The 12,087-nt window shown below is 57.0% G+C and carries 14 protein-coding genes; 8 read left to right on the forward strand and 6 right to left on the reverse strand.

Translation table 11 applies throughout. The annotated features are described in order from the left end of the window. Positions 1-23: 23 nt before the first annotated feature. The 4 genes from NW815_RS06565 to NW815_RS06580 all read right to left on the reverse strand — a co-directional run bounded on the left by NW815_RS06565 (position 24) and on the right by NW815_RS06580 (position 2,787). Positions 24-428 (reverse strand): DUF4394 domain-containing protein, encoded by a 405-nt coding sequence (locus NW815_RS06565; RefSeq protein WP_414415821.1) that lies wholly within the window; start codon positions 426-428, stop codon positions 24-26. 254 nt (positions 429-682) lie between these two features. Next, positions 683-1,465 carry an ABC transporter permease gene (locus NW815_RS06570; RefSeq protein ID WP_414341765.1) on the reverse strand — a complete coding sequence of 261 codons (783 nt, stop codon included), beginning with the start codon at positions 1,463-1,465 and terminating at the stop codon, positions 683-685. 17 nt (positions 1,466-1,482) lie between these two features. Then, positions 1,483-2,226, reverse strand: coding sequence for a class I SAM-dependent methyltransferase (locus NW815_RS06575; RefSeq protein WP_011432803.1), 744 nt, complete (start codon positions 2,224-2,226; stop codon positions 1,483-1,485). A gap of 30 nt (positions 2,227-2,256) precedes the next feature. Further along, entirely contained in the window at positions 2,257-2,787 is a 531-nt protein-coding gene (locus tag NW815_RS06580; protein WP_414415822.1) for an FHA domain-containing protein, read from the reverse strand. Positions 2,788-3,178: 391 nt separating this feature from the next. Here NW815_RS06580 and NW815_RS06585 point away from each other — a divergent pair, with 391 nt between their 5' ends. From NW815_RS06585 to NW815_RS06605, 5 genes are all read left to right on the forward strand, one after another. Further along, positions 3,179-3,823 (forward strand): DUF3038 domain-containing protein, encoded by a 645-nt coding sequence (locus tag NW815_RS06585; protein WP_414389267.1) that lies wholly within the window; start codon positions 3,179-3,181, stop codon positions 3,821-3,823. Then, entirely contained in the window at positions 3,804-4,844 is a 1,041-nt protein-coding gene (locus NW815_RS06590; protein ID WP_414415823.1) for a DUF4335 domain-containing protein, read from the forward strand. The genes NW815_RS06585 and NW815_RS06590 overlap by 20 nt, the downstream gene beginning before the upstream one ends. A gap of 408 nt (positions 4,845-5,252) precedes the next feature. Further along, positions 5,253-6,290 carry a CobW family GTP-binding protein gene (locus NW815_RS06595; RefSeq protein WP_414389272.1) on the forward strand — a complete coding sequence of 346 codons (1,038 nt, stop codon included), beginning with the start codon at positions 5,253-5,255 and terminating at the stop codon, positions 6,288-6,290. A gap of 91 nt (positions 6,291-6,381) precedes the next feature. After that, the gene (locus NW815_RS06600) at positions 6,382-6,708 is read left to right on the forward strand and encodes a hypothetical protein (RefSeq protein ID WP_414329244.1); all 327 of its coding nucleotides are present in this window, start codon (positions 6,382-6,384) and stop codon (positions 6,706-6,708) included. A 2-nt stretch (positions 6,709-6,710) separates the two neighbouring features. Further along, positions 6,711-6,932: a hypothetical protein gene (locus tag NW815_RS06605; protein ID WP_011432797.1), complete on the forward strand. Its 222-nt coding sequence runs from the start codon at positions 6,711-6,713 to the stop codon at positions 6,930-6,932. Positions 6,933-6,977: 45 nt separating this feature from the next. On the opposite strand, the gene guaA is transcribed toward NW815_RS06605, so the two are convergent. Beyond that, positions 6,978-8,528 (reverse strand): glutamine-hydrolyzing GMP synthase, encoded by a 1,551-nt coding sequence (gene guaA, locus NW815_RS06610; RefSeq protein WP_414389274.1) that lies wholly within the window; start codon positions 8,526-8,528, stop codon positions 6,978-6,980. Positions 8,529-8,887: 359 nt separating this feature from the next. On the opposite strand from guaA, the gene NW815_RS06615 reads away from it, so the two are divergent. The 3 genes from NW815_RS06615 to NW815_RS06625 all read left to right on the forward strand — a co-directional run bounded on the left by NW815_RS06615 (position 8,888) and on the right by NW815_RS06625 (position 11,137). Next, positions 8,888-9,877 (forward strand): hypothetical protein, encoded by a 990-nt coding sequence (locus tag NW815_RS06615; RefSeq protein ID WP_414389276.1) that lies wholly within the window; start codon positions 8,888-8,890, stop codon positions 9,875-9,877. Then, positions 9,874-10,656: a 16S rRNA (guanine(527)-N(7))-methyltransferase RsmG gene (gene rsmG / locus NW815_RS06620; protein WP_414415824.1), complete on the forward strand. Its 783-nt coding sequence runs from the start codon at positions 9,874-9,876 to the stop codon at positions 10,654-10,656. The genes NW815_RS06615 and rsmG overlap by 4 nt, the downstream gene beginning before the upstream one ends. A gap of 196 nt (positions 10,657-10,852) precedes the next feature. Next, positions 10,853-11,137, forward strand: coding sequence for an RNA recognition motif domain-containing protein (locus NW815_RS06625; protein ID WP_011432793.1), 285 nt, complete (start codon positions 10,853-10,855; stop codon positions 11,135-11,137). Between the two features lie 68 nt (positions 11,138-11,205). Here NW815_RS06625 and NW815_RS06630 read toward each other — a convergent pair. Continuing rightward, on the reverse strand, positions 11,206-12,087 hold an 882-nt coding region (locus NW815_RS06630; protein WP_414388919.1), incomplete at its 5' end, for a metal ABC transporter permease.

Genomic DNA, 12,087 nt, shown 5'->3' on the forward strand with positions numbered 1-12,087 from the left:
CAGGAAGCAACCGGTTGTTTAGTTCATCCTGGGCGGTGAAATAAACGACTATGAGTTGCGGAACGGTTGAAATCCATGCCAGAAAGCGTGCCCGCGGTGAAGGGAACCGACAGAGTGCTGGCCACGGTAGCGACACCGGTCTGCAAGTTGATGGTGTAAAGGATGCTGGTGTCGGTCAGCCCGTAAAGCAGCCGGTTGGCAGGGCGCACATCGATACCAATGAGGTTGCCGTTCACTCCTGTTACCGTCAGGGATCCCTGCACAAAGGCATCGGCAGAGCGGATGAAAGTGAGGCGATTGCCGCCGCTCAAAGCCACCAAATCCGCTTGGGAAGGCATCATCGAAGACGAAGTGCTGCTGCCACAGCCCAAGAGAGCAAAACTGCCGGCTATCACAGATGCTGCTACAAAGCTTGTGTGTTTGTGCATTGAACAGGCTCCTCAAAAGATCGACAAACCATCAAAACCACTGACAGACAAGCCCCCCTAAACCACAGAGCCTGTGGCTGCAAAGCGCTGCAGTGAAAACTTTTTTGCCCTCAACCCAGAGAACTCTGCGATTCCCTCTGCCTTGTACTGAAGGCAGTTGTTCTCCGCGATGTCAGCGCGTGGGGCGCGTCTGTAGAAATTACTCAACTCCTGGAAACTCGGATGCGTGGGATCCAAGCTTTTTGGACCAGACTTTAACTGGAAGCGCTGGTGTAGAAGCGCAGGGCAAAGCGCCAGAAAAGATGGGATCCCCACAACAGCCCTGCCGCCAGCAGAGCGGATCCCAGCAGCCACGGCCATTGGGCTCGCCCCAGCAGGGTCTCCGCCGGGATGGTGGTCAAGAAAGCCACCGGCACGACGAAGGTGAAAAACACGCGGTAGGCCACCGGATAGGCCACTATCGGAAATCGTCCTGCCTCTACTAGGCCCCGCAGCACCTCGGTGACGTTGTAGATTTTGACAAACCAAATGCTGGTGGCTCCCAACATAAACCAGAGGCTGTAGAGGATGATCAGCCCCAGCAGCAGAGGCAGCAGCCCCAGAGCATAGACCCAAGCAGGCAAATGGAGCTGGATCCCGGCGTAGAGAATCAGCAACAGGCCAAAGCCGATATCCACCAGGCCCCAGGGGGAAAACACCCTGGCCGACAGCCAAAACTGGCTGCTTATTGGCTTTAGCAAAACAAAATCCAAGGTGCCTTCCTGCACCTGCTGCACAATGCGATTGAGGTTGACGTTAAAGAGACTGGCCGACACCCCCTGCAGAATGGTGAACACCCCCAACACGATGAGGGCTTCCGGCCAACTCCAACCGCCCAGCCGGTGCCCCTGCTGGTAAAACAACGACAGCCCAAACAGAGCGGATCCCAAGCCACCCAAACTGCTGAGGCTGGCAAAGAAAAAATTGGCACGGTACTCCATTTCTGCCGCGATTGAGGTGCTCCAAAACAGCCACAATATCCGCAAATAGCGCAGCACCTTGGTTTTCTCCAATCTCAGCTTTTATCCCACTTGCGGTAACAGCGGGCGGTAATGAAATAGGGGTGAAACACCTCCAAAAAACAGCTTTGCAGCACCTGAAAGAATTGCTCTACCTTTTGCGGGTCGTCCAGGTGAAAAGGAAACTCGCCGTTAAACCCCTTGAAAAAGTACCAGTTGATCAAAAGCTTACCTGACGGCTTGAGCCAGTCGTAAAACTGCCGCAACTGCGCTGCCGGATCCGCCAGATGTTCCACCACATCGAAGCAGATGACCGTGTCAAAAAAGATCTCTTCTGGGAAGTTTTCTGGACAGTGGATGCGCTCGGTTAAGCCCAGCTTTTCCGCCCGCCATTGCACAAACTGCCGATGGATGGGGTTGATATCCCAGAAGATCACCTGATCCACCGCTGCGCAGAGGGCCGCCCCGATAGCATGGGTGCCGATGCCGCCGCCAAAATCCAACACCAACCCGCGGGCATGATCCGCCACCAGGCGTAAGGTATCGCCGATGTAGTCGGTGCTGCTCAGGTGCCAAGCCGCCAAATCCAGCAGATAGGCGGATCTCACCTGATCCCGATAAAACGCATCTGCCCGATCCCAGCCAAAGTCTCGCCGGCCCAACTCCGCCAATTGCTGCTGCCCTGCCCGCAGTTTCTCCCGCAGATCGGCAGCCCCAAGGCCCAGGAAGGATCCCAGATGGGCTTCTAGGTCAAAGGCATTTTGCCAGTAGCCGCTCAGAGCAGGTGGGATGGGGGGCACAGGAGGATTCAGAAGACTGGTTGGGTTGGCTTAGGCAACAGTGAAATCCTCTTCCTCTGGCTGAGCCAGGTTTTCCGGGTTCGGCTCCGTGTCTTTATTGAAATCAAAGGTGGATGGGGATGTAGAGCTAGCAGCATCCAGAGGCTGCAATAACTTGGCTAGGGTTTCCGGGCTGAGTCGATCCGTTGTCTCCACAATTGCTGTTACGTTCGGCCCAAACCTTATCTTATCTAGGAGCTGAAGGCGATGGGACAAAACCCGTTTTCCGTTGACGAATAGGCCATTGGTGCTGGGCCTGGATCCCGGACTGCCATCGAATACCATGTAGCTGTACTGCAGGGATCCCTGTGCAGTTGGCCCTGAACCTGGGATGCGGATGAGGGAAGCGTGTTTCCGAGAGACGCAGGGATCGTAAAGGCGAATATGATTGTCTTTAGACCGTCCCACTGAGTAATAGATACTATCCAGAACAACCCCCCTCTGCCCCAATCGATCCCTGAAGATCAAGACCCAGTGAAGAACAGGGACAGGCTGAGTACTGCAGCGAGCAGAAGAGGCCATGATGAATCAAGCTGCACCTAGAGTCGCTGGTGTCAACAAAAGGGAAACTCAATGAAGGTGGGTAGTCACTTAGCTCTTAAAGGCCAAAGCAGCAGCTGCTTTCCCCATTATAAGTAGCCATCCCCCTGAGTCCAAAAGCCCAAGTTCAGCTAGGAGTAGGGGTGTTGCCGAAACAGAAACCGGCCCAGAAAACCCATTCTTATTGGTCTAAGATGCATCCAGAGTTACCCCGTTTTGGGGAAGAACCCTGAGAGCTCAACTCTCGGCAGGCTGGCGAGCAGTCTAGCATGCCCAAAGTCTTTTAGACTAGAGCGCAGGGAGGTAGGTTGCAGGTTTGGCTTGGACAGGAGATCATAGAGTTTCGTCGAAACCCAAAGCTCCCATTGACAGCGTGACGGTGGAACACAAGCACATTCAGTTAGACAGTCGGCCCCTTGGTTTGAACACAGCCACCGGTACCATCAAAGCCCAGTTGGACTTGCTACTGCTGGGGTTGGAGTCCCTGAGCGGAGAAAGTTCCGAAGCGGTTCTGGCCGCAGCCAAAGCCCTCAACTTGGAAGAGCAGATTGGCGACCGGGTGACCCTCTGGCGACTGCGCAATGCTAACCCCTTGCGCCGCAGCAGCGGTGGGCGCAAAAAGGTCGATATCGAAGAGGCCCGCGCCCTGGTGATGGTGATTGCCTATCTGGCTGCTCAGCAACAAGCCCGTATCCGCAGCACCTTGGAGCAACTGGAAGCCGCTGTCGATCAAGAGCTCAGCCCCTTCCGTCAGCCGCTGGTGGGAGATTACTTGGATGAATTCCTCTCTCACTACCGCAGCCGCATGGTGGATGGGGACGTGCGCGATGAGAATAGCCTCACCGAGCTGGCCCTGCGCATCTTGATTGAGCTGATGTTCTACAGCAGCCCGAAAGGCGCTCAGCGCCTGTGGAAAGCCTTGCTCAGCCGTCCTGAGATGGATTTGCCTGCCGGCAGCGATCTGGAAGAAGAGGGGGTGGCCCACAGCTCCGGCCCCGATGCCTCACCCTCTTCTTGAGGCAGGTTCGTCAATTATCACCTCTGTTATCGCCTCTGTAGCCCTCTACCCGTGTTGTTTGCCCGCAGTTGCCATGCCCAACCTTACCCTGGTTAGCCACACCTATCAACAGCCCACTTCTACGCTGACTGTACGGGGAGAAGCCCCTGCCGATTCCAATTCTTCAGACTCCTCTGCAACGCCGCCGCTGCAAGCCATCCAGCACAGCTTCGAGTGTCAGTTGGAAATCCGCCAGGGGGAGACAGTCAAAACTTTACACGGCGATAACGTTTGGCTCAACGATTTGATCACCGTAATCGACCGCTACGTGGGATCCCACTTGAGTGGGGAACCCAAGGGAACCTTCAGCGGTACCGTGGCCATCCGTCCGCTTGATTTTATTTTTCATCGTCTCACGGTGCGCCAAGGGGAAGATCGCATCGCACAAGTAGATCTGTCGATGACGCAGTTGTACGACCTGCTGGAGAACCTCTCCCAGGTGGCGGATGACATTCCCCAACTGGCCAATCTGGGAACTCCGGTGACGCGGGCTTGGTATCGACAGCCCACTGGGATCGCGGCCCTGCTGGTGGGCGGGATCGCAGTTGTGGCCGGTGTTGGGATCTGGGCCAGTCGCCCCCCTAGGGATCCCACAGCTTCCCCTTCCCCGCAAGAGCAGCTCACCATCCCTGCCTTGACGGGTCAATCGCAGCCTTTGGCCACATCCCTCCAAGAATCTGACCCAACAGCGGGAAGAGAGGCAGCAGGGGCGGATCCCCTTTCCCGTCTGCGAGACATTTTGGCAGAGCAGTGGCAGTCTCCCCCCGATTGGCCAGAGAGCTTGGTCTACCGGGTAACGGTGGATAGGACGGGATCCCCCCTGGCCGCCGAGCCGGAGAATGAGCTTGCCCGAGAGCGCCGAGCCGAAACCCCATTTGCCGACCTGCCGGAGCTACCGCCGGATCCCTTGCCAACAGGCGCACAACAGTTCCGCGTCAGCCTAGAGCCGGGCAACCAGGTGGAAGTAACCCAGGACAGGTAGGCATCCCGACAGGCCAAGCTGGGGTGGGTCAGCACTATAGTCTACCTAGGGATGTTATCGATAGTCACTTCAGGTTAGGGTGAGACCCGTGGGCCACTGAGAACAGCTCTCTGGCCCCCTGCGTTCAACGTTTTAGGTGTTGGGTGCATTGTCCCAGTTTGAATCGAAATAACCCTACTTTCAGGGCCAGGGGATTAGAGGAAGCAATCTGACCCTGAAGAGTAAGCCAGAAAGAGAGAGGCCGCCGAGTTGGGAGAGCCAGGGCCACACTGGCGACGCCGCCAATGCCGAGGCGCAAAGGCTCTACTGATCGCATCTGAAGGGTTTAATCGGCTTCAGACAGCTAGGGCAATGAGGACAAGAGGATAAAGTGGAAGAGTTCCCTCTATATCGGATCGCTGCCACTCTATGACCGCAACCATCGAAGTGCCTAAGCGAGGCTTACCTGTCACCATCATCACAGGTTTTTTGGGCAGTGGGAAAACCACCCTTCTCAACCACATCCTCAACAACCAGAAAGGGATGCGCACAGCGGTGCTGGTCAACGAGTTCGGCGAGATCAGCATCGATGCGGAGCTGATCGTCTCCAGCGAAGAAGACTTGGTGGAGCTGAACAACGGCTGCATCTGCTGCACCATCCGAGATGACATCGCCGAGAGTGTTTTGCGGCTGATGGAACGCTCTGACCACATCGACTACTTGGTGGTGGAGACCACGGGATTGGCGGATCCCTTGCCGGTTGCCCTCACCTTTTTGGGGCCAGAATTGCGAGATCTGACGCGGCTGGACTCAATCATCACCCTGGTAGATGCCACCAACTTTGCCCCCGATCTGTTCAACAGCGACGTGGCCTATAGCCAAATTGCCTATGGAGATGTGATTCTCCTCAACAAAATCGATTTGGTCGAGGAAGCCGAGATCGAGCGTCTGGAAAAACGCATCCGCGAGATCAAAGAAGATGCCCGCATTTTGCGCACCGTCAACAGCGCAGTCCCCCTGGAGCTAATCTTGGATACCGATTTGTTTCAGGCCAGTTCCTTGCCCCAAGAAGAAGCCCATGATCACGACAGTCACGACCACCATGACCATGAGCACGATCATGACCACCACCACTCCCATCACAGCCACATCGAGGCTGACGGCTTTAACTCCCTAGCCTTTGAGAGCGATCAGCCCTTCTCTTTGGATGCTTTCCAAAATTTTCTCAACGAGTTGCCCGATGCAGTCTTTCGTGCCAAAGGGGTGTTGTGGTTCGAGGAAAGCCCAGAGCGACATATCTTTCACCTCAGCGGTCGGCGCTATACCCTCAGCAGCGATGAGTGGCCTCGCCAGCCCAAAAACCAGTTGGTGCTCATCGGTCAGCGCCTCGATACAGCCCAGCTGCGGAAAAAACTCCAAGCCTGTCTTGCCCGTCCGGCCACGCGGGGTCGAGGGTTTGGTCGCTGAATCAGGGATTGGCGGAAGTCCAGGCTCAAAACAGTCGGGCAATGTTCCAGCAGCCTCGATCATGAAGCCCTGAGGTGATGGCCCACTCTCCATGTCCGACATCTTCGTGATGATCCGCAACCAGGCCAACAACGCGCTCACCTCCATCGATGGGATCCCTTTTCTCAGTTTCCTGGAGCGAGAGGGGCAGTTGATTGCAGAAGAAACCATTGAGTTGATCTATGCGGACGCTGGATTTGATGACCTGCCAATTGGAGAATACACTGTGGGGGTACGGCATGAACGGGTGGAACCCCCGAAAGCCACCTGCCCGGTAAGCATTACCTCTGAGGACGAGGTTGTTTTGGTAACATTTGTTTACCTTGAGCCCGAGCGGGTTCTGCTGACTATTCACGTCTCTGTGGAGAAGAGGTTGTAGCTATGACTGTCAAGGTCATCCCATCGCGCTCGATCAAAGCCTTTCGCTATCGGGTGTTCTGTTTGGGACAGGATCTCTGGAATGCCCGGGATCCGATTAGCCGTGCCAACCTTGCTCTGCAACTGGCGGATGCCGCTACGACTTTGGCCCGAATGGAAGTCCAAGCCGCTCAGCCCTTCAGCTCAAGCCCTTCCTATTCCCTGCCGGAAGCTGGCCATAGGTAGCCATCGATCCAGCCGGGAATCGAGGCCAGACGCAAGGGATCCCGCCTACTCCCACTCGATGGTGCCAGGGGGCTTGGAGGTGATGTCGTAAACCACGCGGTTGATGCCGGGCACCTCGTTGACAATGCGGTTGGAAATGGTGGCCAAGAGGTCGTAGGGAACTCGCGCCCAATCGGCGGTCATACCGTCTTCGCTGGTAACCAGCCGCACCACCACCGGGCAGGCATAGGTGCGCTTATCCCCCATCACCCCCACCGACCGCACCTCTGGCAGCAGCACGGCAAAGGCTTGCCAAAGTTTGGGATAGTAGCCGGAGCGGTTGATCTCCTGCCGCACGATCATGTCCGCTTCTCGCAGGGTTTCCAGCCGTTCTTTGGTAACCTCGCCTACAATGCGGATGGCCAGCCCCGGCCCCGGAAAAGGATGGCGGCCCACAATCTCTTCCGGCAGACCCAAAGAGCGGGCCAGTTGCCGCACCTCGTCTTTGAAGAGCTTGCGCAAAGGCTCTACCAGCTTGAAGCGCAGATTTTCGGGCAGGCCGCCGACATTGTGATGGCTTTTGATCTTGACGGCAATGCGTTCTCCAGTAACCGGATCCACATGGGTATTGGCAGACTCGATCACGTCTGGGTAGAGAGTGCCTTGGGCTAAGTACTCAAAAGGACCCAGCCGCTGGGATTCTTCCTCAAACACGCGAATAAACTCTGCCCCAATTCGTTTGCGTTTTTCTTCGGGATCGGTAACCCCCTGCAACTGCCGGAGAAACCGCTCCTGGCCATCCACGTAGTGGACGGGAATGTGAAATTGCTCTTGGAAAAGGCGCAGCAGCCGCTGGGGCTCTTCCTTGCGCATAAACCCTTGGTCGATGAACACGCAGGTGAGCTGGTCGCCGATGGCCTTGTGCAGCAGAAAAGCCAAAGTAGAGCTGTCTACCCCCCCCGAGAGGGCCAACAGCACCTTCTTATTGCCCACACGGGCACGTACCTCTCGAATGGCTTCCTCCAGAAAAGCTGCCGTTGTCCAGGTGGGCTCGCAACCGCAGATGTGATAGACAAAGTTGCGGATGAGAAAGGCGCCAGCCTCTGAGTGGGCCACCTCCGGATGAAATTGCACCCCGTAGAGACGACGCCTTGGATCGGCAATGGCGGCACAGGGGGTGTTGTCGGTAGAGGCCAAGGTGTGAAAGCCCGGCGGCAGTTCGGTAACCGAATCCCCGTGGCTCATCCACATGATGCTGTTTTCCGGCAGGTTGGTGAGCAGGTCGGTGGGATCCAAAATGTGCAGAGCGGCACGGCCATATTCCCCCTTCTGGGCTGCTTCCACCTTGCCCCCCAACTGCTGCACCATGAGTTGCATGCCGTAGCACACCCCCAGAACCGGGATCCCTAGGTTCCAAATCTCGGGGTCACACACCGGAGCGCCTGGCTCATACACCGAGTTGGGGCCCCCGGAGAGGATGATGCCTTGCGGTCGCAGTTGCCGCAGTTGCTCAGCAGTGGTGCGATAGGAAAGGATTTCCGAATAGACGTGGGTTTCGCGAATGCGGCGGGCAATCAGCTCAGAGTACTGGGATCCAAAATCGAGAATGACGATCATCTGGCGCTGCACTTCGAGGGGGGAAAGGCCGGTCCAAGAGACTAGCTTGGCTATGGATACGATGGATACGAAAGAAACATTAAGGGCTCTTCCATGGTAACAGGGGTGGAGAGCTTGCACGCGGCTGCCTGCTCTAAAAAGCCTCTGTCAGGCTTGCCGAGAAAACAGCGCTTCTCGGAGGAGTCTCGCCGAAAAACCGCCTGATGAGCCCCTGAAAAAGCTGGCCACCGGCTGGGTATGACTCCCGCCAACAACGCAATACAGAAGCCAGATGACCTAGCAAAGTTAAGACTTATGATCGTGAAGGAGCGCTCCAGGCCGGTGGGGGTATTGGTAGGGATCCGCAGTGCCATTTTTTTATGTCGATTGTTGCCGAGTCCTTTCAAACCTATCTGCGCCGCCGCCGTCGTCTTCTAGCCCGCCGTCTCAAGCGACAGCAGGGCTGGGTCGTGGTTTTGGCTCTGCTGGCTTTGTACTTGCTCAGTTGGGATGCGCTGGGCGAAGATGGGTCACTATCGCACCTGTGGAGGGGACAACCCCTGTGGCTGGTGTTGATCCCGCTGTTGGGGGGAGGGCTGTACAGCTTGGGCGCCGGGGTGATCTGGATGCTGCGCCAGCGCTGGTCTGCCCAGCTGTTGGCCGAGATGATCAGCTTGCCCCATTTGACTTTGGCTGCCCTGATCTGGCTGGGGTTAGCCGTTTGGGGAGAGCACCTTTCGCCTTTCCTGTTGCGACAAAAAAACCAATTGTTGGCGGGCCTGTTGATCAGTTGGCTGTTGGCCCAGGGGTGGAGTTTTTTCCAGACAGGTTGGGTAGTAGAGGCTGGGCAACTGTGGGCCGACTATCTGCAGGAGCTGCGCGGTTCTGTATTACAGCCCTGCTACCAGCGCCTGGAAACCTGTCGTCTTTCGCTCCATCTTTACCACGCCATTTGGCAAGACCTGCAACTGGAAGAACTGGAGGCCCAGCACCTGATTCAACTGTTGTCTGAGTCGTTGCTGCCGCTGACCCTGCCGCTCAAGATCTATGCTCAGCGGGTTCACCATTGCTGTCAGCAGTTGGCAGCCCTGCTGGCGCAAATGCAGGAGCGGGTAGAGCGGTTGGAGCAGGTGCTTTTGAATGTAGAGCTGGAGTTGGCCTCTCATCAGTTGCTTCAGGCTCAGCCGCAGCCGATTAACTTGCTGGCGGAAGATTGGGCCAGCTGTCAGGAGCTGGATTTGCAGGAGTTGGTTTGCTTAAACCAAGAGCTGCTGGGCACCGACCGTTCTTTGCAGGGCTTGACCCAAGAGCTGAAAGGCTGGGCCGACAGAGCCATCCCCGCTGGATTGAAACTGGGATCCCTGGGATGAAGAAGGCTGACACTTCTTCCTCTGAGCCCCCACAGCTCAAGACGCTGTGGGAAAGCTGGCTGGCGGAGCTGGGTTGGCAGCCTTCTGAACAGCAGCAGCAACAACTGCAACAGCTCTATCCGCTGGTGATGGCCGGAAACCGAACCCAGAACCTGACCCGCATCACCGATCCCATCGACTTTTGGGAGAAACACCTGTGGGATTCGCTGCGGGGCCTACGCCTGCTGGGATCCTGGGAGGCAATCCAAGCTCAGCCCTGGCGGGGGATCGACATCGGCACCGGGGCAGGGTTTCCAGGGATCCCGGCCCAAATTGCCCTGCCCCAAACCCGCTTTACCCTGCTGGACAGCACCCAACGCAAGATTGCCTTTGTACAGGACACCTTGCAAAGGCTCTCCCTCACCCAAGCGCGGGCAGTGGCTCAGCGGGCCGAAATTTGGGGGCAAGACCCGCAGGAACGGGGCAGCTATGATATTGCTCTGGCCAGGGCTTTGGCCTCGGCGGAGATCTGCGCCGAGTATTGCCTGCCTCTGCTCAAGGTGGGGGGGCGTGCCATTCTCTATCGCGGCCATTGGACGGAGGCAGAAGCCCAAACTTTGGAGCAGGCCCTTGAGCTCCTGGGCGGAAAACTGATCCATGTAGAAGCCTTCACCACACCCCGCAGCCGTGGGGTGCGCCACTGCCTACTGCTGGAGAAAGTAGCCCCCACGCCGCCTCCTTATCCCCGCTCTCCCGGCACTCCCAAACGCCAACCGTTGGGCCAAAGCAATCGCCCATGAAGGTTAGGATCCTGAGTTTCCATCTTGCTACAAAAGCTTCTCCCAATTCTCGGACAAAAAGCTGCAAGGATAGCTTTGCAAATGCCATTGGGAAGACTAAGATGTGGTTGGCATGAGGTTCGGATTGAGCGAATGGTTTAACCAGGTGAGCCTCCGAACTGAACGCTAAAGGGTAAGGTTCGGAGTGTGCTACGCCATGACCATTTTTGTAGGTAATTTGTCCTTCAAGGCCAGCGAAGAAGATCTGCGGCTTGTGTTTGCCGAATACGGCACCGTTAAGCAAATTAAGCTGCCGGTGGATCGGGAGACTGGCCGTAAGCGAGGTTTTGCCTTTGTGGAACTGGAAAACGAAGCCGATGAGCAAAAGGCCATCGACGAGCTGGACGGTGCTACTTGGATGGGCCGGGATCTGAGGGTCAACAAGGCGTTGCCTCGGCAGACCAGCGCAGGCGGTCGGGATGGCCGCTCTTCCCGCTTTTGAGTTAACATGCATCTACCCTTTCTCAGATGAGGTTTGAGCCAGGGATCCCAACCTGCGATCCCTGGTTTCTAGCGCGTTCCTGAGAACACTCTGCCCAGAAAGGCCAGGCTAAACCAGGCGGAGGCCACCAGGACGATGGCCGGGCCGGAGGCCACATTGAGGTAGTAGCTGGCGTACATCCCCAGCAGGCTGGCGCTCACCCCGAACAGGGATCCCAGCAGCATCACCTGGTGCAATCGAGGCACCACCAGATAGGCGGTTGCCGCTGGCGTGATCAGCATGGCCAACACTAAGAGCACGCCCACTGCCTTCATGCTGGCCACCAACGTCAGGGAAGTGAGCACCATCAGCCCCCACCCCAGCCGCTCGGTGGGCAGGCCGGCTGCTTTGGCCCCCAAGGGATCGAAGCTGTAAAAGGTCAATTCCTTGAAGAAGAGGGCCACTAACCCCAACACCAAAAGGGTGATGCCCACCACTGTCAGCACATCGACAGCATTCACCCCCAGGAGGTTGCCGAAGAGGAAGTGGTTGAGATCGATGCGAGCCCGCCGTTGGATCAAAGTGATCAACAGGATCCCCAAGGCAAAAAAGGCCGAAAAGACGATCCCCATGGCTGCATCCGGCTTGAGGGGGCTGGCGGAGCGGATCCATTGAATTAAGAGGGCGCTGAGGAGACCGGCCACAAAGGCTCCCACAAACAGGTTGAGGCCCAGCATGTAGGCAATGGCCAGGCCCGGCAGCAGCGAATGGCTGATGGCATCCCCCAGGAGGGCCAAGCTTTGCACCAGCAGATAGCTGCCCACCACGGCACAGAGAATGCCGACGGCCACCGCCACCAGCAGAGCCCGTTGCATGAAGGCAAAACTCAAGGGATCCGCCAGGCTGTGCCAGAGCCATTCCATAACGTTGTTGACCTCAAACTCTGATACATTTACGCTGAACACTGCTGA

Origin of the sequence: Synechococcus sp. R6-7 (assembly GCF_047461695.1) — a bacterium.
Lineage (GTDB): Bacteria > Cyanobacteriota > Cyanobacteriia > Thermostichales > Thermostichaceae > Thermostichus.

What these genes read in the sequence shown, in the direction of transcription:
- NW815_RS06565 (WP_414415821.1), bottom strand. Translation starts at nt 428, where the DNA reads ATGCACAAACACACAAGCTTTGTAGCAGCATCTGTGATAGCCGGCAGT.
- NW815_RS06580 (WP_414415822.1), bottom strand. Translation starts at nt 2,787, where the DNA reads ATGGCCTCTTCTGCTCGCTGCAGTACTCAGCCTGTCCCTGTTCTTCAC.
- NW815_RS06590 (WP_414415823.1), top strand. Translation starts at nt 3,804, where the DNA reads ATGCCTCACCCTCTTCTTGAGGCAGGTTCGTCAATTATCACCTCTGTT.
- NW815_RS06595 (WP_414389272.1), top strand. Translation starts at nt 5,253, where the DNA reads ATGACCGCAACCATCGAAGTGCCTAAGCGAGGCTTACCTGTCACCATC.
- NW815_RS06600 (WP_414329244.1), top strand. Translation starts at nt 6,382, where the DNA reads ATGTCCGACATCTTCGTGATGATCCGCAACCAGGCCAACAACGCGCTC.
- NW815_RS06605 (WP_011432797.1), top strand. Translation starts at nt 6,711, where the DNA reads ATGACTGTCAAGGTCATCCCATCGCGCTCGATCAAAGCCTTTCGCTAT.
- guaA (WP_414389274.1), bottom strand. Translation starts at nt 8,528, where the DNA reads ATGATCGTCATTCTCGATTTTGGATCCCAGTACTCTGAGCTGATTGCC.
- NW815_RS06615 (WP_414389276.1), top strand. Translation starts at nt 8,888, where the DNA reads ATGTCGATTGTTGCCGAGTCCTTTCAAACCTATCTGCGCCGCCGCCGT.
- rsmG (WP_414415824.1), top strand. Translation starts at nt 9,874, where the DNA reads ATGAAGAAGGCTGACACTTCTTCCTCTGAGCCCCCACAGCTCAAGACG.
- NW815_RS06625 (WP_011432793.1), top strand. Translation starts at nt 10,853, where the DNA reads ATGACCATTTTTGTAGGTAATTTGTCCTTCAAGGCCAGCGAAGAAGAT.